Raw genomic sequence first — 20,792 nt, forward strand, 5'->3', positions numbered from 1 at the left:
GGTGTTGACGTATCTGTTGTGCTTATAAATGTCTGGCTAAAAAACCGTCTTTTTTAATAACAAATGAAAACGAAGGATAATTAATGATTAAACGAATCGCCACCTTGAGTGCAGCCACGCTGCTTTTGGTTGCTTGTAATCAGGACAAGGTAGAAGCATCTACCGAGTCACCACAAGTGGCAGCAGCAGAGCAGACTGCAGTAGAATATACTTCTAATCCTCAGATCATCAGCTATGGCGTGGGTTACAATATTGGTACTCAGGTTTCCAGTGACCCTAATTTTCCGGCAGATATAGATGCTATTGTTGCAGGTTTAAGGGATGCTATTGCCGGTACTGATCCAAAAGTAAGCCCAGACAAAGTGTCTGCTGCGGTACAGGCTTTCCAGGAAGAGTTGGCAGCTGAGCAGGCGAAAGTAGCTGAAGCCGCTAAAGCAGAGGCTGATAAATTTTTAGCAGATACGGCTGCAAAAGAAGGTTACCATAAAACTGAATCTGGTCTGTTATATCGCGTTATCAATTCTGGTGCTGAAGGTAAAAAACCAGGCCCCAATGATACTGTTAAAACTCATTACCATGGAACTCTGGTTGACGGTACTGTATTTGACAGTTCTGTTGAGCGTGGTGAGCCGGTTGAGTTTCCAGTCTCAGGTGTTATTCCTGGTTGGACTGAAGCATTACAAATGATGAATGTTGGAGACAAGTGGGAGTTGGTTATACCACCCGAGCTGGCGTATGGTGCCAATCCTCCACCAAGTATTCCAGCTAATGCTGTGTTGATATTTGAAGTTGAGCTGCTGGATATTAAAGAACCCAAAAGCTGATCAGGCAGCACCTGTTTAGTGTGTATTTAATCGTTGTTGTCTTAACAGCGTATTAAATGGTGTTGAGCAGGTTGCTTTCTAAATTGACATTGATGTGCAGGTGAGTTCGAAAAGTACGGTTGTTGTTATAGTCTTCACTTGTGTTGTCTTGAAAAAGCAGATCCTGGGATCTGCTTTTTTTATGCTTAAGTTTTCCCCGCAGTAATACTCTATCTTGTCTTTGTCTTTGTCTTTGTCTTTGTCTTTGTCTTTGTCTTTGTCTTTGTTCCTTATTTTTATATTTATCGCGACAACTTTTTCTTAACTTGAACTACACGTACATTCAACTACTCTGGTTTTATAGTGAAAATCTAATGTTCAGGGGGGTTTTATGTGTAATGAAAAGTTAATTGATGTTTTTCATCGAGTCGTAATGATCGTGATAAGTATTTTGTTTTTTGGATTGAGTTTTCCAGCATGGGCAGAAGAGCCTCCTCAGGAATTGTTTGAATATATCCCAGAGCTGACGAAGTGGGGTATGGATCCTGTATTGGTTGCGGCTGTTAAGGAACAAAATGCAAAAAAAATGACACTCGCTTCTATTAAAAAACGTGATGAAGAATGGCGTGCCACATCGGGTGTTGATGACGATATGCGTATGCTCATGAATAATGATGCAGCCAAGCGTTTGTTGGAGTTGGAGCAACGGGAGCCTTTTTTTATTGAGTTGTTTTTGATGGATAATCAAGGTGCAAATGTGGCAATGACGAATAAGACTTCTGACTATTGGCAGGGTGATGAAGCAAAGTTTATTCAGTCATACACGGGAGGTGATGGCAGTGTGCATGTTGGAGATGTTGAGTATGACGACAGTGTGCAGGCGTATCTCGTGCAGGTTTCTGTGCCAGTGATGGAGTCGGGTGGTGCGATTGGTGCTTTAACGATTGGTATTAATCTGGACGAATTTCTGCAATGAGAGTGTGTGTATGAAATGGTTTGGGAATCTGAGTTTTCAGCTAAAAATAACAGTGCCTTTGGTTATTTTAAGTCTGCTTATCGTCGCGATATCAGCAATAACACTGCTGTCGCGTAGAGAGGTAACGGCCGCGGTTGACCAGGTTATCCATCAGTATATGCCTGCGCTTGATCATATGCTGCAGGCCGAAAGTGCTTTTTATAAGGTGCTGGTAGCTGAAAGAAGTTTTTTGAGTCTGCGTGTCGGTAGTGACCAGTATATTGAAAGGCGGCGTGAACATCAGGAAAGTCTCGCCGGCATAAAAGCCAGTATGGAGCAGATTGAGGCTTCTTCGTTGCCAGAGAACATGAGAGTGCTATTAGCGCAATTTTGGGACAGCTATGGTCGGTGGAAAGACCTTGCTTTGAAGATTCAACAGGAGCGAGATACGGATACCCGGATAGGTAGATCTACCGCTATGGGGTTGTCTTATGCTGAAGGGCAGCAGTTATTTAATGAGTCTACGGCAATTTTGAATCAATTGCGTCAAGCGGTTGAAATCTTGTCTCGACAGCAGTCGCAGTTGGCTGATGTTGTTCAGCAGCGGGCTGTTCGGACGCAGGCGATACTAATGCTGATAGCGTTGACTGTTTGTGTTCTGACAGGGCTGTTTTTCCCCGGATTGATCACTCGGGATCTGCATAAAATTAATACCCAGCTCACTGACCTGTCTGCAGGGCAGGGGGATTTGACCGTTCGCTTGAATATTCGAAAGCAGGATGAGTTGGGTTGCTTGAGTCAGGCTTTTGATAAGTTTATTGATCAGTTGCACGGTTTGATCAGTCAGGTGGTTTCCAGTTCCAAAAGTATTGGGGGGAATGTGGGTGAGTTGACGACCATGTCTCAGCAGTCGAGATCTTCGATTAACCAGCAGGAGCAGTCTCTTGAGGTGGTTAATGGTGCCATTATAGAGATGAGAAAATCACTGCAGAACGTGCTTGACAGCAGTCGTCAGGCTGAGCAGGAAACTGAGCATTCACGGCTGCAGGCTGAGCATGGTAATGAATTAATGAGCAGGACTCAGAAAGATATTCAGAGTTTAACTGCCAGTGTTCAGAAGGTTGTGGCATCTATTTCAAATATTCAAAGTGTGACCGAGCGTATTTCGACCGTTTTAGGCGTGATTAGTGGAATAGCAGAGCAGACCAATTTGTTGGCTTTAAATGCTGCAATTGAAGCTGCCAGGGCGGGTGAGCAGGGAAGAGGGTTTGCTGTTGTGGCTGACGAAGTTCGATCCCTGGCGGGAAAGACTCAACAGTCTACGCGTGATATTGGTCGCATGATTGAAGATCTCCAGCAGGGTGTCGCAGCAGCGGTCAGTGTTATGCAGATGGCGACTGATAGCGTGACCAGCACGCTGGAGTCCAGTAATCAGACCAGCGAGGTCATTAGTGATGTTTTGCGTTCCGTTCAAACGGTCAAGGAGTTTGTGGATGTCACTGCCCAATCAACTGAACAGCAAAACCTTGTAATTCAAGAAGTGACAGAAAGGCTTGATGAAATGTGTCAATTATCGGTGGTTAGTGCACGCAGGGCTAATCAGCTTGATGCTTCCAGTCAAAACATCAGTCGTCAATATCAAGAGCTAATAGGCATTACATCGAAATTTAAAGTGTGAAGTGATCTGATATAAACAAAAGCGGGAAAGAAGAAATTGGCTCCCCGAACTGGACTCGAACCAGTGACCAATAGATTAACAGTCTACTGCTCTACCAACTGAGCTATCGGGGAGCATCCAAGGCAAAGCCTTAGAAAGTTGGCTCCCCGAACTGGACTCGAACCAGTGACCAATAGATTAACAGTCTACTGCTCTACCAACTGAGCTATCGGGGAACAACGGAGGCGAATTCTACCTGTGATTGATTTGCTGTCAACACCTAATTCTTTGTTTTTCTTTGTTTTTTTTGATTTTGATAGAATTTTGACTGGTAGAGCAGGCGAGCATGTTGATCAGGCACGCTATTTGAATTGATCTGTCAGTATGAGGAAGTCGACAAATATTTGGCAGAGGGTGCTATGGTTACGATCGAAATGCTCGATACCGCAATTAAAGTTGCAACAGGATTCCTGTTGGGCAGTGTGCTGTTGTATTTGTATCTCAGACGTTCTGGGGCGGTAGCCCAGCGCAATCGCGATGATCTGGATCGCAGGAGGCTGTTATTACAACAGGTGTCAGATCAGGTGGGAAAGGTTCATCATGTTTATCAGCAATATCTGTCTTTGGTGGTGGAATATTCGCGCATGGGCGTGAACTGGCCCGAATATCGCCGCAAGGAGCTGAGAAAGAAAACAGAAGAGCTGGTTGCCGTATTTCAAGAGCTTAATGCTGCGCAGGCAACTTTGTTGTTACTCGGAGAGAAAAAGCTTGAACGGGCCTTGAGGGTTTATGGTGCCAGGATTGTTGCCATGCGCCGGCTGGTATCGGCCGAAAAGCTGGAGTTCAGTGGCGATGAGCTGAACGAGCTGGATGACAATAAGAAGGAGATACAGGGATTGAGAGAAGCTTTTTATGATTCTCTGAGTGATCGTTTTATGACTTCCCGGCAGGCTGCATAATCATGGCCAAGGAACCATGCCGGTTCTGTCGCATGCTGCGTTTGCAGTTGGCTTTTGTGGTTATTGTCATGATTGTTCTTATGCTGATGTTACATCGCTCCGGTGGGTGGGTGTCGTAAAAAAATTGACAGCATTGACGGTTTTTTGTCGGATTTCTGTTCTTTGTCCGACAATTTCCGGATGAGTATTACCCCTTTTCCTTAACTGGCAAGAAGTTGCCGGCCAAGTTTGATCCAGTCTTCCATTGTTTGTGTCAGGCAGATTTGTTCGCCATGTACCTTCGGTGCCTCTGCCAGCGTTAGCAAATGAATGATTTCCGCCACTTTATCCAGGTCCCAGTCAACATGACAATGGCTGGTTTGTCCTTTGGCGATGCGTAGCCCTTTTTGACGTAGGTTTTGAATTTCCAGGGCTGCTCTGGCATTGATGGGACGAAGTGTCTTGAAGGTGAAGTCCAGGGTATCCAGGCTCAGTAGGCTGGATTCATGGATTTCCTGATATGAAATATTCTGGGCACTGCTTTGCATTTAATCTGATATTTCCTAAAATTTAAAATCCAACTTCTAAAGATAGACCATAATTTTGATTTTGCAGGCTGATCACGAGTTAAATACAGAGGGTTTGTATTGTCCCGAACCTGTTATGCTGCTACATAACAAAATTCGGGATATAGAACCCGGAGAGGTGGTAAAAGTGATTGCCACGGATCCTTCTACAGCAAGAGACATTCCTAAATTCTGTACTTTTTTAAATCACCCGTTATTGCAGCAGCAACGACAGGGTGATTTGTTTATATACTTTGTGCAGAAGAAGCCGTCTGAGGATGTTTGATCGTCTGATGGCTGAGATATAGGAAACGTACAAAGTGTAGAGTGGCGGCACTGAATAAGCCGGCAACCAGGCCAATCCAGAAACCGGTTGCCTTCATAGGGCCACTGTTATTGAAGCCGATCATTCCCAGCCAGTAACCCAATGGCAGACAAAGCAGCCAAAACGACACGATGGCATTGATCATTGGTACCTGAGTGTCATTGTAGCCCCTTAAAATCCCGGCACAGGTCGCCTGAATGATATCTCCAAGGTGAAAAAATATGCCAAATACCATTAGCCATGTCGCCAGCTGTACGACTTCAGGCTGAGAGTTATACAGCCTTACCAGATTCTCATTGAATACAATCAGGATTCCACCATTCACGATGCCGATTAATATGGCGATACCAAGACCAATAAAGGCAATATGTCGGGCCATGATGGGTTGCTGTTTTCCTAGTGAATTTCCTATCCGAATTGTAAGTGCCATGCCAATGGAGAGCGGCAACATGAAAATAAGGGCAACCAAGTTCATGGCGATTTGATTTGCAGCAACTTCGATGTAACCGAACTTCGACAAGAACAATGCGATCATGCTGAATACGCTGGACTCAACCAGAAATGCCATGCCAATGGGAAGGCCGGTTTTCAACAAACTGCTAATGTGTAAACGATTGGGCTTGTACCATTCTTTGAATAAACGGGTTGGGTGGAATTCTTTGCGAATGATCACCCAGATCAACATAAATAAAAACATGACCCAGAAGCTTGCCGTGCTGGCCCAGCCACAACCGATACCTCCGAGTTTTGGAAAACCGAGTTTGCCGAAAATTAATACATAGTTCAGAGGTATGTTGACGAGCAGGCCCATTAAGCTGGCCAGCATCGCAGGCTTGGTAAAGGAGAGACCGTCACAATAGTATCTAAGGACATTAAACCCCAGAACGGCAGGAAGGCCCCAGATCAGTGCCCGAAAGTATCCGGTGGCGATGGGGATTATCTCCGGGTCTGCCTGCATGAGGCGGAAAATATCATCAATATAAACGGCAATAATGATACTGACAGGAATGAACAACGTCAGTTTCCAGAATGTCTGGATAACTTGGTTGGGAATTTCTGACCATTTACCAGCGCCATCCAGTTGTGCAACGTAGGCTGTCAGTGCAGATAGAGAGCCGATTAAAAATAAAAACAGCGGCACCCATATACTGGCGCCAACACCCACTCCCGCAAGCTCCAAAGCGCTGGCCTGTCCAGCCATCACGGTATCGACGACCGACGTAGACATCTGTAGGAGCTGGGAAAATACGATCGGCATGGCCAGAACGGTTAATATCCGGCTTTCCTTTTTTATCTCTGCCAAATGAATCATGTTATTCTCTTGGGCCTGTTAGTATTTATTCTGGGGGCGCTACTTTAGCGGACCGGATAAGCAAATTCTATGGACATCCTTCTGTTTCTATATCTTGTTGTTAACCTATGACCCATGATCCTGAAGATTTAATTACCATTTTCAATCGCCTCTTTGATATCAGCGAGCAGACTGTTCTGGTAAGAGGTGGAGATGAACCAATATATCTGCCCGCATGGCATACTGGTTATCGCTGTGAAATTCAGTTCGCTCATGGTTTTTTTGCCAGTGCGCTTCATGAAATTGCTCATTGGTGTATTGCTGGTCGAGAACGGCGTCAACTGGTGGATTTTGGATACTGGTATGAACCGGATGGGCGCTCACAGCAACAGCAGAGTCTGTTTGAACGGGTTGAAGTCAAACCTCAGGCTCTTGAGTGGATTTTTCACCGCAGCTGCGACCATCGATTTCGGATATCGGCCGATAATTTGAGTGGCGAGGCAACGGATTCTTCCGTGTTCAAACAAAATGTCATTCAACAGGTTCATACATATCTATTGGAGGGGTTGCCTTCCAGGGCGGCGTTATTCAGAGATGCGCTACAGGATTTTTATAAGACTTCGGATCTCAGCCCAAAAGATTTCAGCCTGTTAAAATTGGGTTAAATTGATAGGAAGCGGAGTAACCCGCATTGTGAGGAGTTATGAGTATGAAAGTCAGTTTTATTGGTTTAGGCGTCATGGGTTATCCGATGGCTGGGCATTTGGCTGAGAAGGGGCACGAGGTCACTGTGTATAACCGGACCGTCAGTAAATCCCATTGTTGGGTTGAACAATACTCGGGTGGCTATGCTGCTACTCCGGCTCAAGCGGTAATAGATGCCGATCAGGTGTTCATGTGTGTAGGGAATGACGATGATGTCCGTAGTGTGGTCTATGGCGAGCATGGCGTTCTGGCTGGTATGAAGCCTGGAGCAATTCTGGTAGATCACACGACGACGTCAGCAGTATTGGCGGAGGAGCTGAACCAGGCGGCGAACGAAAAACAGCTCCGGTTTCTGGATGGACCTGTGTCCGGAGGACAGGCCGGGGCTGAAAATGGTGTTTTGACGGTGATGATGGGAGGCGAACCCGCAGATTTTTCGGCAGTGGAAGGTACAATTAAAAGCTATGCCAAAAAAGTTACTTTGCTGGGTGCAGCAGGCAGTGGCCAGCGCTGTAAAATGGTTAATCAATTATGTATTGCAGGGATTGTGCAGGGCCTGTCAGAGGCCATAAAGTTTGCGCAGCATGCTGAACTCGATATCAAAACCGTTGTCGAGGTGCTCAGTGGTGGCGCTGCTCAATCCTGGCAGTTGGACAATCGCGCACTGACTATGGCGGAAGGAAAGTTTGATTTCGGTTTTGCGATTGACTGGATGCGTAAGGATCTTGGGTTTTGTTTTGAAGAAGCTGAAAAAATGGGACTCAAGCTGCCATTGGCCAGAATGGTGGATGGTTTTTATCAGCAGTTGCAACAACAGGGAGATAATCGTCTTGATACATCCTCTCTGATTAAACTGCTTTGAGATGATTACTTGGTGCGTTCCATCGATTTTCGGTACACTTCGCCCTTCGATTCAAACGGCAGTCCATAGGCTATATGAGCGCACCCAAGAAATATCACAAAAAAAACAAATCTCTCACAGATGACTGGTCCATTGATCAGTTTATAGTTGAAAAACAGGAAGGCAGAACCCGTTTCCATGATCTCGACCTGCCGCTACCGTTAATGCATGCCATACATGACCTGGGTTTCGAATACTGCAGTCCCATTCAGGCGATGTCCTTACCTGCAACTCTCGATGGTGAGGATTGTATCGGTAAAGCACAAACAGGAACCGGTAAGACGGCTGCTTTCCTGATTACCGTTATTACTGATTTGCTGGATCACCCTCTAACAGAGCAATATGACAGCGAGCCCAGAGCATTGATACTGGCCCCTACTCGGGAATTGGCTCTGCAGATTGCTGAAGATGCAAAATTACTGACCCGCTATACCGATCTCAAGATTGCCACACTGGTTGGTGGAATGGACTTCGAAAAACAGCAACGGCGTATTCAAAAGCGGGTTGATATTGTTGTTGCGACACCGGGAAGATTGATTGACTTTGTGCGTCGCAAAGCTATTTTCCTTGATCAAATTGAAATTCTGGTCATTGATGAGGCAGACCGTATGCTTGATATGGGATTTATCCCGGATGTCAAAAGCATTGAGCGTTCCACTCCAATGAAAGACAACCGCCAAACCCTGTTGTTCAGTGCTACGTTTTCGGATGATGTTATTAATCTGGCAGAACGCTGGACCCGTAACGCCCTGAAATTTGAAATTGAACCGGAAGTGAAGACTGCTGAAGCTGTTGAGCAGACTATTTATCTGTTGTCGACAGACGAGAAATACCCTGTACTTAAGCAGGTGCTGAAAGATGGCGAAGTGGATCGTGTCATGATCTTTGCCAATCGTCGGGATCTGGTGAAGGATTTGTTCGAACGCCTCAAAAAAGACAGCATTGATTGTTTGATGTTGTCTGGTGAGGTTCCTCAGGGGAAACGTCTTAAGACGCTTGATCAATTTAAACAAGGATTGGTCAAAGTGTTGGTGGCAACAGATGTAGCCGGTCGTGGTATTCATGTCGAAGGTGTGAGCCACGTCATCAATTATACGCTGCCGGAAGATCCGGAAGATTACGTACACCGTATTGGTAGAACCGGCCGTGCTGGCGCTAAAGGAAAATCTATCAGCTTTGCGTGCGAAGATGACTCCTTTCAGATTCCTGCTCTGGAAAAATACATCGGTCATAAACTTGAACTCTCATATCCACCTGTTGAATGGTTGAGCGAAACAGCAAACCTGCCCGAGTAATTCCGTCGCTGGAACACAAGATACTGCTAATTGATGGCAGTATCTTTATATTTAGAGCCTGGTTTGGCTGGCCGGACCGATTTATGGATCAACAGGGGCGTCCGGTGAATGCCGTTATTGGTTTTACGGATTTTGTGCTCAGGTTACTGGTGTCCCATCCAGAGCAGATGATTTTCTGTTTTGATACCAGTCTGTTTTCAGGTTTGAGGCATCAGCTTGATCCTTCCTATAAGGCCAACCGAACTCTTCCGGATAAATCTCTTGAGTATCAGATGAATAGCTGCTTCGAGCTGATTGAAGCCCTGGGGTTGCCTTGCCTGAAAAGTTACCAGTATGAGGCCGATGACCTGATGGCCAGCGTCCAGGCGCAATGGTATTCAGCGCAACCCGTTGTATTAGTGACGTCTGATAAGGATATTTTTCAGTTGTTGCGTCCCCATGATTGGTCCTGGGACGGTAAATCTGCCGGTTTGTCGGGCTATGAGCAGGTTCGTGAGCGCTGGCAGATTGAGCCATCGAAAATGCCCGAACTGTTGGCTCTGTGTGGTGATGCTTCAGACAATATCCCGGGACTTTCTGGTGTCGGTGCTAAGACTGCAGCTCGGTTGTTAAATGAAGTGGGAGATCTGAGCTCCTTGTTGGATCAACCCGAACTGATTCTGAAATCCACTATCCGGGCGAAGCAAAATATCTATCATCAGATTCAGGCTTATCGGTCGAGGCTGTTGCTCAATCACCAGTTGACCCGCTTATACCCTGATGCGCCCCTACCAGAACGGCCGGGTCAATGGGATATTACTGCCATAGATTCTGACAGGCTGGATTCGTTTGTCTCGTCCATACCGTTGCTGGGTAGCCAGAAATCATTTTTAAAAGGTTTGGTATTATGAAAATTGTTGCCGATGAAAATATGCCGGATGTTGAAACGCTGTTTGCCTCTTTGGCGGATGATATTGTCCGCTTGCCGGGCAGAACGATGAAAAACTCAGATTTATCCGATGCTGATGTACTGTTGGTGCGCAGCGTCACTCAGGTGAATGCAGAGCTGCTGGATGGCACAGATATCACTTTCGTTGGCAGTGCTACCATCGGTACTGATCATATTGATCAAGCTTATCTTGAGAGTAGAAACATTGCTTTTCATCATAGTCCTGGTTGTAACGCTGACAGTGTGGTGGATTATGTGCTTGCGGCGATCATGGCAGTTAAACCGGCAGACAAGCGTCTTAGTGAATTGCGTTATGGTGTGGTTGGTTGCGGTAATGTGGGGGGGCGATTGTCCCGAAGGTTGGAGCGAATGGGGCTTGAGGTTTTAAAAAATGATCCACCTCTCGCGGATCTGCAAAGTGATGGATTTGTCCCGCTAACGGATCTTAGTACATGTGATGTAGTCTGCCTTCATACGCCGTTGACCAAATCGGGTCAGTATCCGACTTATCATCTGATTGATGAAGCGTTTATCAATGCGCTGAAGCCTGGCTGTGTGTTAATCAATGCCGGACGCGGACCGGTCATAAAAGAGTCTGCTTTGCTCAGTCGTATGCAGCAGGCGAATGATCTGCAACTGGTGCTGGATGTCTGGGAAACAGAACCGGCAGTATCACCGGTATTGCTGCCGTTGACGAATATTTCGACGCCCCATATTGCGGGTTATAGCCTCGATGGCAAGCTGCGAGGCAGTTGGATGCTTTATAAAGCTCTTTGTGAACATCTTGGTAAGAGTTATCAGGCAGAGCAAAAATCAACGTTGCAGCTGCCTCAACCGATAGATCTGGAAGCCGGTCTGCCCCCTGAAGAGGCGCTGAGGCGATGTATCGCTCAGGTATACGACATTTACCAGGACTCTAATGCCATGCGTCAGGCGTTAAATGAAAGGAATGTCTCTTTATGGGCAGAAGCGTTTGATCAATTGCGTAAACACTATCCTGTCCGGCGGGAGTTTGGCTCTCTGGTGGTTTCGACTCGTGACTCTGTCTTAGCCGAATGGTTGACAGCATGTGGTTTTGATGTGAAGAGCGGTTAATCGCTCTTCTCTGGAATGGCTTCATCCTGTCCCTGAGCGATCATTAGCTCTACGCAGGCTTTAAAAATCATTTCCTCAGTAATCGGAGTCTCATTTCCCTCATCATCCAGAATAGCTGCACCATGAAAATCAGGTCTCTGGCCGGGAGAGTAATACTGCTGTGTCATTGTCTGCCTTCCTGTCCGTTATTTTTATTGTTGGAAGAGTTATTTTAATGAAGTGCTTTCGAAAGTGAAGAAAAATACGTAACAGAAATTCATATATGACTGTAATTCATCCTTATAAGTTATTGAAAAATATTGTTTTAGAACGTCTGAGATTTTTTGAGCTAGGGGAGTGTGGTCGCATATTTCATGGTCGCGGTAGTTGTTATGGCGGGTTGGAAGCGCTCACGGTGGATAAGTTTGGTCCTGTGCTGGTGGTGATTTTGTACCGGAAACCCGACGATATGGCCATTCTTGAGCAGGAAATGGCAGTATTGCTGTCTTTATCTGATCGTTTGACGCACCTGGCCTTTCAGTTTCGTTTTGTGCGCCCCACTCAATGGTATTGGCCTGGAGAATCCCTGGATGGATGTATTGGTTATGAAGACGGAATTGCTTACCGTCTGCGTTTTGATCATCAAAACCCCGGGCTGTTTCTGGATATGCAGGAAGGACGTCGGTGGGTGCGTGCTTATGCTGCCGGTAAGCGAATTGCAAACCTGTTTTCCTATACGTGTGCTTTCTCTGTGGTTGCAGAAGTAGCCGGTTGTCTCGAAACAGTTAACTTTGATATGAGTCGTTCAGCTTTAAATGCTGGTCGTGAAAATATTCGCCTCAATCAAGGTGATGTTGCTCGTCATCGACTGTTCGATCACGATATTTTAAAGTCTCTCGGCAAGATTACTCGACTCAGTCCATTTGATTTAGTGATCATTGATCCTCCGGTCAGACAGGACAGTTTTGATCCTGTCAAAGGTTATCAGCGTATTCTTTTGAGGGTCAGGGATTGGGTTGTGGAAAGTGGTTATTTATTGGTGACTATGAATGAGCCGACTATCAGTGTTGGCGAGTTTCGAACTATGCTGGAGTCCAGACTTGGTGAAGGTTTTGATTTCATTCGCCGGTTGCCTTCTGCTCGTTTTGTCGAAGAGCTCAGGCCTGACTATGGCCTGAAAGTGTTGCTCTATCAAAAAAGTCCCGCCAGTTCTGCTGACGGGTAACACCTTAAAGGGACCATGGTGAGGGAAACTGTGTGATGACCGTTCGGTCATTTATCCTGCATAAAGAGCGAAATTGTCCGGACTCTTGTAAATACGGAGCTGATTCGCTCTTCATTGAGACTACAGCGCCAATAACTCTACCTTCAGAAAAGCAGACCAACAATTGGCGTTATGTCAATACTGCACATGGATCACATATCTAATCATAAATGTTTTGCGAAAAAATAAATCATTCTAATTGATGAGAAAAAAATATTTACCTGTCATGGTTAATTTGCTAAGCAATAAATTATGTTGCTGATATTTAGTGTCAGTTATGCCTTTGGGATTCAGTTGTCCCGGTGGAGAGTCGTTATTTGAGTGATAGAATTCTGTGCAGTACTTAAAGGGGATGTTTGTCTCTGGGCAGGCACTCAAATTAAGTGCCTGTGAATGTTTGCAGGGTTTAGAACAACGTTGAATTATGTCGCTTTACGGTGTGATGCCAGGATATATGCGACGACCACTTCCATTTGATTGGAAGATTGGGATTTCAACGCCAGACGGATCAGGTCAATGGGGCGTTCATTTTCCTGCGCCAGTTCGGCAATACCGCTAAGCAATCTAAAGCCTTCCAGTGTCAGACAACAGTGGTTAAAGGCATCGTGTTTGTCTATATCATCAAACCGGATCAAGCCCTCTTGCTGTAACCACAAAATGGTCGCATAAGTCGCCATATAGCGATCACTGTGCATACCATATTCGTCTGGTTGATCGGGTCCGCTGATTTCGTCTACCCAGAGGATGATCTGGCGAGGGAACTGGCTGTACAGCCGGTTAAAAATACGTCCCGTATCGTTGTAGAACTCAGTGATATGAATATCCAGCATGCTTTGCCTTTATTGACGGTAATGGTTGAAAAACCGTGCCATGCGATCGATGGCTTCGACCAATATCTCTTTCTGCGGTAGACAGACAATACGGAAATGGTCGGGCTCTGGCCAGTGAAATGCCCTTCCGTGTACCAGCAGTATTTTTTCCTGCCTTAACAGATCCAGGATCATCCGCTCGTCATCGTGAATGGAAAATTTGCTCTGGTCTATTCTGGCAAACAAGTATAGCGCTCCCTTCGGACGAACTGCGCTCAACCCGGGAATGTCATTGATTTTTTGATGGGCGATATCCATTTGGTCGTAGAAACGCCCACCAGGACATACCAGGTCATTAATACTCTGGTATCCACCCAATGCTGTCTGAATGGCATGTTGGGCCGGAACATTGGCGCACAGACGCATCGAGGACAGCATATTGAGCCCTTCGATTAAGTCTTTGGCGTGGTGTTTTGGGCCTGACAGGATCATCCATCCAGCCCGGAAACCGGCCAGGCGGTAATTTTTTGACAAACCGTTGAATGTCAGACACAAAACATCTTCTGCCAGAGAGGCGAGTGCCGTGTGGGTTGCTCCATCGTAGAGAATTTTGTCATAAATCTCGTCACACAGAACAATGAGACTATGTTCCCGGGCAATTTGCAGGATGCCTTTGAGGATCTCTTCGGGATATACGGCCCCGGTAGGGTTGTTTGGATTAATAACCACGATTGCTTTGGTTCGCTCAGTGATTAACGAGCGCATGTGTTGAAGGTCAGGTGTCCAGTCAGATTGTTCATCGCACAGGTAATGTCGTGCGACTCCACCCGACAATGTAACCGCGCCAGTCCAGAGCGGATAGTCTGGTGCTGGAATCAATACTTCATCACCATCATTCAGAATGGCCTGAGTAGCCAGGACGATCAGCTCGCTGACACCATTTCCCAGGTAAATGTCTTCCAGTTCAACGCCCCGAATACGCTTTTGCTGAGAATAATGCATGATGGCTTTACGGGCAGAAAAGATACCTTTCGAATCGCTGTATCCTTCTGCTTCCGGGAGATTGTAGATGACATCCTGAATAATTTCGTCGGGTGCTTTAAAGTTGAAGGGAGCTGGATTTCCGATGTTCAACTTGAGAATGCGGTGGCCTTCTTCTTCAAGTCGCTTGGCTTCGGTTAGTACTGGTCCTCGAATGTCATAGAAGACGTTTTTAAGTTTGTCTGATTTTTGATATGAATTCATTCAGGTCCCCGAATACGGAAAAACTGGAATCATACCGAAGCCGCAAAATTAGGAGTAGGGTGTACGGATCGAATATTTCACAAACAGATTAGAAAAACCAAAGATCCGCCTATATATAAGTGCCAGCGGTAATGGTCTCGGAATATCCGGAATGCGTTTCGAGGTACCAGCGATTTACATGTGGCGAACACAATAGTGATGGATAAAGGGGAGATAATGTCAAAAATAGTCAAATCAGATCAGGAGTGGCAGCAACAGCTTTCACCTGAGTCCTATCGGGTTACGCGTCAACAGGGAACAGAGCGACCGTTTACTGGAGAGTACTGGGACATGAGTCAGAATGGTACTTACCATTGTATTTGTTGCGATCAGGAGTTATTCAATTCGTCAACCAAGTTTGACGCCGGATGCGGATGGCCCAGTTTTAATGACGTCATGAATGAAGAGCGGGTGATCAAGCGGGAAGATTTCAGTCACGGCATGCATCGTATTGAGGTCGTCTGCAGCCATTGTGATGCTCATCTGGGTCACGTATTTCCCGATGGTCCCGAGCCTACAGGTTTGCGCTATTGCATCAATTCGGTTTCGTTAATATTCAAACCAAAGCCTTAACCCAACAATGGCTTCGATTGTTCGCAGGACGCGTGTTGAATATAGCTGTGCCTGCAGGCTTCTTTAGGATAACCGGAGGTCTGTCAGGCGGTCATTCATACAGGTTGGTTTTTTGCCAACTCTGGTCAAAATCGGCAAATTGATCTGTTGCGTCCTGTGGTTCTTTTTTTCTGGCCTGTTTTTGTTCCGTACTATGCTTGATCCATTCGTCATGAATGTTTTTACGAAGTTGACGGATTTCAATGATTTCCTGCTGATATTCCGCTCTACGCTTGTTTTTGGTCAGAAAGTCGAGCAGTTTCTGGCAATAGGCGATGGCTTCTTTATAGTTTTTGATGGATCGGGCGCCATTAATACGATTGTGATGAAACGTGATGGTCAGATTGATCATACTTTGATCAATCTGACCGGCAAGTTTTTCCGCTTCCTGCGCACTGATGCGTTTTTCCTCCAGTGAGTCTTTGACACAGTTGTACAAAGATCTCAATTGATTCATGACCAGCTTGATTTGGTCAGGGTCTTTGATGACAGCACTGCCAGGACGTGCATTCGGGGTTGCCTTACTGTCCCGAACCAACACTTCCAGGTCGCTTTTAACATAGGCGGGATTATCAGGCTTCAGTGTCAGAATTTGTTTGGTGTTACGAATCATTGCTGAATAGATAAAACGACTCATATCTGAGGTCAGTAAGCGCAGGGCATCCAGTCTCAAGGCATTTTTCAGTCGTTTGTTCTGTGTGTTCAGAGCCTGTATGGCTTTCAGCCTTTCCATATTGCGCTTATGCTGGTTTTGAATAACAAGCATTGTGAGCAGCAGCCCTACCAATAAGACAAATATCACGACAGTGATCAGAGCATTCATAAAAATCGGTTAATCCGTTCGTAAGGAAATATCTATAGTGTAGACCCTGATTGACACCTTGGGTTATCAATCACTTCAAAGTTGGGTCGTTTTGAGATCATTGTCCAATTAATTGGATAACATTTGTTATTTTGCACAAAAAGTGAGGAAATATCATATAGGACTTTTATTGATGCACCGAAAAAGTGCAAAAATTGGGCGAATCTCCATTAAATATAGGTGGCAGGGACTTTGCACCTGAGCTAATGACTATAGCGACTAAGATGATTATGGAATTCAGCAAATCAATTCTCGTATTTACTGACCTGGATGGGACGTTACTGGATCACGATACATACAGTTGTGAGGCAGCTTCTCCTGCAATTCAAGATCTTCTCCAGCGCCAGATTCCCATTATCCCCTGTACTTCCAAAACGTTTGATGAGGGTTGCCTGTTTATGCAGGAGCGAGGCTGGTCGAGTCCTTTTATTTTTGAAAACGGTGGAGGGGTTGCGGTACCGGACAGCCTGATGGCAAAACTATGGCCAGGGTTTAACGGTGATCTTTTATCGGGCTATGGTGTCCGTCTGCTGGGCGTTCCCCGAACCAGGTTGATTGAAGAAGCTCAGCGGCTCAAAAAACAGCTGGCGCTGAAGATTGAGCTTGCCTCTGATATGGGGGCTGATCATTTTTCGAAACTGACCGGATTGCCGGTCGATGCAGCTGCCCTTGCACTTAAACGCAAAGTCAGTGAGCCCGTCAATTGGTTGGACACTGATGAAAAACTCCAGGAATTTAACCGACAATTACAGCGTGTCAGTCTTCAGGCTGTCAAAGGTGGGCGGCTGGTGTCGGTGCAGGGAAACAATAATAAAGCCAATGCCGCCAGATTTGTAACTGATTTATACCGTACCGCTGTTGCAGCCAATTGCCGAACAGTGGCTCTTGGCGATGCTGCTAATGACAGGGAAATGCTTGAATGGGCTGATTTTGCAATTGTGATTCCAAAGCCTTCAGGAGAGCACCTGTCCGTAAATAAACCCGACACAGATCTAATACTGGCTTCTGCCGCCGGACCTGCGGGGTGGAACACTGCAATAAAACAATTATTGAATTTATGGGCACTACACTAGCGGAGGAACCATGGGAGATTTTTTTCAAAATGGCATTATTGCCAACTTTCATAACCTGGTTGACCGACCTGTCGAGGACCTGGAAGAAGAGCTCAGGCGATTTCGGAAAACCAATCCAATTGGTCTGATTCTGCCATCATTGTTTTCAGAACTGGAGATGCCGGCACTGGAGGGCATTATTCAGGAGTTGTCACAAGTTGACTATGTCGATGAGATTGTTGTCGGTCTGGACAGAGCCAATGAGGACGAGTTTCGATATGCATTGAAATATTTTGGTCGTTTGCCTCAACGACTGAGAATATTGTGGAACGATGGCCCCCGTTTGATGGAGATTGACCAGAAGCTGAAGGAAATTGGATTGGCGCCAGCAGAGTTGGGTAAAGGACGCAATGTCTGGTACTGCATTGGTTATGCTCAGGCATCCAATCGTACTAAAGCAATTGCCTTACACGATTGTGATGTGGTGACCTATTCCCGCTCAATGCTTGCAAGACTCATCTATCCGGTTGCTAATCCAGCGTTTGGGTATCAGTTCTGTAAGGGCTACTATGCACGTGTCGCTGACCAAAAACTCAATGGCAGGGTGTGTCGCTTGTTGGTCGGCCCGTTGCTCCACAGTCTTAAAAAGGTGTTTGGTGCAGACGACTTCCTTGATTACTTAAGTTCCTTCCGTTATGTCTTGTCTGGTGAGTTTTCATTGCGTTCCGATATTCTAAAGAATATTCGTATCCCTAGTGATTGGGGGTTGGAAATTGGGGTGTTGGCAGAGTTGCATCGTAATTACAGTGTTAAAAGTATCTGTCAGGTGGATATCGCCGATGTATATGATCATAAGCATCAGGATTTGTCTCCTGACGATGCCTCGGCCGGTCTATCAAAAATGAGTCGCGATATCACCAAAGCCATCTATCGTAAACTGGCTATTAATGGACAACTGATTACTGAAGAGCATTTTCGAACTATTAAGGCTGCTTACTATAGAACTGCGTTGGACTATGTCGAAGTATATTACAACGATGGCGTCATCAATGGTTTGAAGGTTGACCGGCATAAAGAAGAAGAAGCGGTGGAGTTATTTGCGAAAAATATCATGGATGCCGGAGAGGATTACCTGGCTAACCCGATGGCAACACCTTTCATGCCAAGTTGGAGTCGGGTAATCTCTGCGGTACCGCACATTTTTGAACAACTGGAGATTGCGGTTGAGGAAGATGCCAAGCAATATTCCAGTTAGACAGGTTTGTTATTGAACCAATTAAATGAAACTAAACAAAAGAAACCTATTGAGAAGGAGTGATCATGATAACTAAGTGTTTGTTTCCAGTGGGAGGATATGGGACAAGATTCTTGCCAGCCACGAAGGTTATGGCAAAAGAAATTTTGCCCATCGTTAATAAGCCCCTGGTGCAATACGGTGTTGAGGAAGCGCTAGAAGCGAATTTGAATGAAATAGGTTTTGTGACGGGTCGGGGAAAACGGGTAATTGCCGATCATTTCGACATATCCTATGAGCTGGAGCATCAGATTGCCGGTACCAGTAAGGAAAAATACCTTCGGTCTATCCGGGATGTGATGGCTAAAGGGATTTTCTCATTTACCCGTCAGCCGGAAATGAAAGGTCTCGGGCATGCCATCCTTACCGGAAAGACACTGATCGGTAACGAGCCTTTTGGTGTGGTTCTGGCAGATGATCTCTGTGTCCCGGATGAAGGGCACGATAACGTCCTGGCACAGATGGTCCAGATATATAAACAGTTTCGTTGCAGTATAGTGGCGGTTATGGAAGTCCCCATGGATGAAATTGAAAAATATGGTGTGATTGCCGGTGAAGAAATGAAAAGTGGTTTATACCGGATCACAGATATGGTCGAGAAGCCGGCCCCAGAAGATGCGCCTTCCAATCTGGCCATTATCGGTCGTTATATTCTGACTCCTGATATTTTTGACATTATCGCCGACACGCCAGCGGGAAAAAATGGTGAAGTTCAGTTGACTGATGCATTGTTGACCCAGGCTCAGCAGGGGTGTGTTCTGGCCTATAAGTTCAAAGGTACGCGGTTTGATTGTGGAAGCGTCGATGGGTACGTACAGGCGACCAACTATGTGTATGAGAATCTCTACAAGAAAGGATTGCTTGAGTAAGGCCTGATTTTCTGAGATTTTGGGTATGCAGTTGATTTTTATGGATTTTTTTAAAAAAAGTATTGCATTCCCAAAATCCGTTGGTAATATACGCGCCACTTCCAACGGCAACGTGGAAAACGAAGTGTCCCCTTCGTCTAGTGGCCTAGGACACCGCCCTTTCACGGCGGTAACAGGGGTTCGAGTCCCCTAGGGGACGCCACCTTTTTAATAGAAGGTTGCGTTTAGTTTGGAAATATTGCGGGAATAGCTCAGTTGGTAGAGCACAACCTTGCCAAGGTTGGGGTCGCGAGTTCGAGTCTCGTTTCCCGCTCCAAATTTTAAAAAAACCAGTCCATTGTGACTGGTTTTTTTATGTCTGAAGGTTTCCTGGGAGAGTCGGACGGAGTGCCCACCGGTTGTCCTCGTTTTTCCCACCTCAAATTTGAACAATCAGTCTTTTGCGACTGGTTTTAATCCCTCAGCAATTCCCGCTGAGTCGTACCAGATTGCCACCGGCTGAGCCTTGTTTCCTGCTCATTCAGTCTGTTAAGGCGGTATTTCGTCATGGATGATGTTTTCACTTGAGTGAGAACAGTATTGGTGATGACCGTTAAGATGCAAGGGAGGGTATCAGGTGGCTCAATGCCGGAGAATCAAGCAGACAGGAGTGATCGCTTTTATTGATCGAAATGGTCAGTTATTTCATATTTACCAACTCACTAATGCAGTTCATGCTTATTGCACAATTCAGCATGAGTTTGTGTTTAGTATGGGAGTGGTAGGTATTATCCGAAAAAATCGCTATGTTTATGGTGATTCTGGAAAAGAGAAGGGTGATGTTGGTATGGCTTTACGATGGGTTCTGATTGTAGGTGGCTGGCTGGCGGTATTGCTGGGGTTTATCGGTGTATTTTTGCCTGTGCTGCCTACAACCCCTTTTCTGTTATTGGCAGCTTCGTGTTTTGCCAAGAGTTCTCCGCGGTTTCATCGGTGGGTGATTTCCAGTCCTTTATTTGGGCCGATTATCAGAGATTGGCAGGATCATAGATTTATTGAGAAGAAGGTTAAAATATGGGCGATAGGGGTAACTATCGTTACATTCTCAATATCCATTTATGTCGTACCGTTGATGGCCGTTAAATACTTTCTGGTGGTCATGCTGTTGATATGTCTGTTCTTTATGATGCGCTTACCCACACGGCCATTGCTAAAGCGCTAATGAGTATGAGCTGATTGATATGATGAGATAGGGTTTACCTGGTCTGTAAGGGCTGTCGGGCCGGCTATGACGCTCTTGGAGTTGGGCTGGGAAAAACACTGAACACA

Annotated in this window: 22 protein-coding genes and 4 tRNA genes; 18 read left to right on the forward strand and 8 right to left on the reverse strand. The window is 45.8% G+C overall.

Annotation, left to right across the window (positions count from 1 at the left end; translation table 11 throughout):
- The first annotated feature begins 83 nt into the window (after positions 1–83).
- The 3 genes from bamJ to YC6258_RS12915 all read left to right on the forward strand — a co-directional run bounded on the left by bamJ (position 84) and on the right by YC6258_RS12915 (position 3,436).
- Positions 84–824 carry a BamJ family beta-barrel-assembly machinery protein gene (bamJ, locus tag YC6258_RS12905; RefSeq protein ID WP_082070696.1) on the forward strand — a complete coding sequence of 247 codons (741 nt, stop codon included), beginning with the start codon at positions 84–86 and terminating at the stop codon, positions 822–824.
- A 370-nt stretch (positions 825–1,194) separates the two neighbouring features.
- Entirely contained in the window at positions 1,195–1,779 is a 585-nt protein-coding gene (locus YC6258_RS12910; RefSeq protein WP_211264677.1) for a PDC sensor domain-containing protein, read from the forward strand.
- Positions 1,780–1,789: 10 nt separating this feature from the next.
- A complete protein-coding gene (locus tag YC6258_RS12915; protein ID WP_044617357.1) occupies positions 1,790–3,436 on the forward strand; it encodes a methyl-accepting chemotaxis protein in 1,647 nt (548 codons plus the stop codon).
- A 37-nt stretch (positions 3,437–3,473) separates the two neighbouring features.
- Here the strand turns inward: YC6258_RS12915 and YC6258_RS12920 are convergent.
- A tRNA-Asn gene (locus tag YC6258_RS12920) sits at positions 3,474–3,549 on the reverse strand.
- Positions 3,550–3,575: 26 nt separating this feature from the next.
- A tRNA-Asn gene (locus YC6258_RS12925) sits at positions 3,576–3,651 on the reverse strand.
- A 183-nt stretch (positions 3,652–3,834) separates the two neighbouring features.
- Here YC6258_RS12925 and YC6258_RS12930 point away from each other — a divergent pair.
- Positions 3,835–4,374 (forward strand): hypothetical protein, encoded by a 540-nt coding sequence (locus YC6258_RS12930; RefSeq protein ID WP_044620008.1) that lies wholly within the window; start codon positions 3,835–3,837, stop codon positions 4,372–4,374.
- A gap of 200 nt (positions 4,375–4,574) precedes the next feature.
- Here the strand turns inward: YC6258_RS12930 and YC6258_RS12935 are convergent, their stop codons facing one another.
- Positions 4,575–4,901 (reverse strand): hypothetical protein, encoded by a 327-nt coding sequence (locus YC6258_RS12935; RefSeq protein WP_044617358.1) that lies wholly within the window; start codon positions 4,899–4,901, stop codon positions 4,575–4,577.
- Between the two features lie 115 nt (positions 4,902–5,016).
- On the opposite strand from YC6258_RS12935, the gene YC6258_RS28175 reads away from it, so the two are divergent.
- On the forward strand, positions 5,017–5,205 hold the full coding sequence (locus YC6258_RS28175) for a sulfurtransferase TusA family protein (protein ID WP_245627052.1): 189 nt from the start codon (positions 5,017–5,019) through the stop codon (positions 5,203–5,205).
- Here the strand turns inward: YC6258_RS28175 and YC6258_RS12940 are convergent.
- Positions 5,165–6,556: an MATE family efflux transporter gene (locus YC6258_RS12940; RefSeq protein WP_044617359.1), complete on the reverse strand. Its 1,392-nt coding sequence runs from the start codon at positions 6,554–6,556 to the stop codon at positions 5,165–5,167. The two genes, YC6258_RS28175 and YC6258_RS12940, sit on opposite strands and share 41 nt — an antisense overlap.
- A 107-nt stretch (positions 6,557–6,663) precedes the next feature.
- Between YC6258_RS12940 and YC6258_RS12945 the strand changes: the two genes are divergently transcribed.
- The 5 genes from YC6258_RS12945 (at position 6,664) to YC6258_RS12965 (ending at position 11,459) form a co-directional block, all read left to right on the forward strand.
- The gene (locus tag YC6258_RS12945; RefSeq protein WP_044617360.1) at positions 6,664–7,200 is read left to right on the forward strand and encodes an elongation factor P hydroxylase; all 537 of its coding nucleotides are present in this window, start codon (positions 6,664–6,666) and stop codon (positions 7,198–7,200) included.
- Between the two features lie 44 nt (positions 7,201–7,244).
- Entirely contained in the window at positions 7,245–8,102 is an 858-nt protein-coding gene (locus YC6258_RS12950; protein ID WP_044617361.1) for an NAD(P)-dependent oxidoreductase, read from the forward strand.
- Between the two features lie 74 nt (positions 8,103–8,176).
- Entirely contained in the window at positions 8,177–9,436 is a 1,260-nt protein-coding gene (gene rhlB / locus YC6258_RS12955; RefSeq protein WP_044617362.1) for an ATP-dependent RNA helicase RhlB, read from the forward strand.
- Entirely contained in the window at positions 9,403–10,326 is a 924-nt protein-coding gene (locus YC6258_RS29790) for a 5'-3' exonuclease (protein WP_144407638.1), read from the forward strand. The genes rhlB and YC6258_RS29790 overlap by 34 nt, the downstream gene beginning before the upstream one ends.
- The gene (locus YC6258_RS12965; RefSeq protein ID WP_044617363.1) at positions 10,323–11,459 is read left to right on the forward strand and encodes a 4-phosphoerythronate dehydrogenase; all 1,137 of its coding nucleotides are present in this window, start codon (positions 10,323–10,325) and stop codon (positions 11,457–11,459) included. The genes YC6258_RS29790 and YC6258_RS12965 overlap by 4 nt, the downstream gene beginning before the upstream one ends.
- Here the strand turns inward: YC6258_RS12965 and YC6258_RS30275 are convergent.
- Positions 11,456–11,626, reverse strand: a complete 171-nt coding sequence (locus YC6258_RS30275) for a PA1571 family protein (protein ID WP_169748969.1) — start codon at positions 11,624–11,626, stop codon at positions 11,456–11,458. The genes YC6258_RS12965 and YC6258_RS30275 overlap by 4 nt on opposite strands.
- Before the next feature lie 95 nt (positions 11,627–11,721).
- On the opposite strand from YC6258_RS30275, the gene YC6258_RS12970 reads away from it, so the two are divergent.
- Positions 11,722–12,663, forward strand: coding sequence for a class I SAM-dependent methyltransferase (locus YC6258_RS12970; RefSeq protein WP_052830259.1), 942 nt, complete (start codon positions 11,722–11,724; stop codon positions 12,661–12,663).
- Positions 12,664–13,124: 461 nt separating this feature from the next.
- Here YC6258_RS12970 and YC6258_RS12975 read toward each other — a convergent pair whose 3' ends face one another.
- Complete coding sequence (locus YC6258_RS12975) at positions 13,125–13,532, reverse strand: hypothetical protein (protein ID WP_052830260.1); 408 nt, start codon at positions 13,530–13,532, stop codon at positions 13,125–13,127.
- A gap of 9 nt (positions 13,533–13,541) precedes the next feature.
- A complete protein-coding gene (locus YC6258_RS12980) occupies positions 13,542–14,756 on the reverse strand; it encodes a pyridoxal phosphate-dependent aminotransferase (protein WP_044617364.1) in 1,215 nt (404 codons plus the stop codon).
- Between the two features lie 216 nt (positions 14,757–14,972).
- On the opposite strand from YC6258_RS12980, the gene msrB reads away from it, so the two are divergent.
- Complete coding sequence (gene msrB, locus YC6258_RS12985) at positions 14,973–15,368, forward strand: peptide-methionine (R)-S-oxide reductase MsrB (protein ID WP_044617365.1); 396 nt, start codon at positions 14,973–14,975, stop codon at positions 15,366–15,368.
- Positions 15,369–15,459: 91 nt separating this feature from the next.
- Here msrB and YC6258_RS12990 read toward each other — a convergent pair whose 3' ends face one another.
- Complete coding sequence (locus YC6258_RS12990; RefSeq protein WP_044617366.1) at positions 15,460–16,230, reverse strand: hypothetical protein; 771 nt, start codon at positions 16,228–16,230, stop codon at positions 15,460–15,462.
- A 269-nt stretch (positions 16,231–16,499) separates the two neighbouring features.
- Here YC6258_RS12990 and YC6258_RS12995 point away from each other — a divergent pair, with 269 nt between their 5' ends.
- The 6 genes from YC6258_RS12995 to YC6258_RS13020 all read left to right on the forward strand — a co-directional run bounded on the left by YC6258_RS12995 (position 16,500) and on the right by YC6258_RS13020 (position 20,685).
- Positions 16,500–17,342, forward strand: coding sequence for an HAD-IIB family hydrolase (locus tag YC6258_RS12995; protein WP_169748970.1), 843 nt, complete (start codon positions 16,500–16,502; stop codon positions 17,340–17,342).
- A gap of 10 nt (positions 17,343–17,352) precedes the next feature.
- Entirely contained in the window at positions 17,353–18,576 is a 1,224-nt protein-coding gene (locus YC6258_RS13000) for a glycosyltransferase family protein (protein ID WP_044617368.1), read from the forward strand.
- A 65-nt stretch (positions 18,577–18,641) separates the two neighbouring features.
- On the forward strand, positions 18,642–19,484 hold the full coding sequence (gene galU / locus YC6258_RS13005; protein WP_044617369.1) for a UTP--glucose-1-phosphate uridylyltransferase GalU: 843 nt from the start codon (positions 18,642–18,644) through the stop codon (positions 19,482–19,484).
- Positions 19,485–19,610: 126 nt separating this feature from the next.
- Positions 19,611–19,686 (forward strand) — tRNA-Glu (locus YC6258_RS13010).
- A gap of 38 nt (positions 19,687–19,724) precedes the next feature.
- Positions 19,725–19,800: transfer RNA gene (locus YC6258_RS13015), tRNA-Gly, on the forward strand.
- Positions 19,801–20,133: 333 nt separating this feature from the next.
- Positions 20,134–20,685: a YbaN family protein gene (locus YC6258_RS13020; RefSeq protein WP_245627053.1), complete on the forward strand. Its 552-nt coding sequence runs from the start codon at positions 20,134–20,136 to the stop codon at positions 20,683–20,685.
- Positions 20,686–20,792 lie beyond the last annotated feature (107 nt).

The sequence above is a fragment of the Gynuella sunshinyii YC6258 genome (assembly GCF_000940805.1).
Taxonomy (GTDB): domain Bacteria; phylum Pseudomonadota; class Gammaproteobacteria; order Pseudomonadales; family Natronospirillaceae; genus Gynuella; species Gynuella sunshinyii.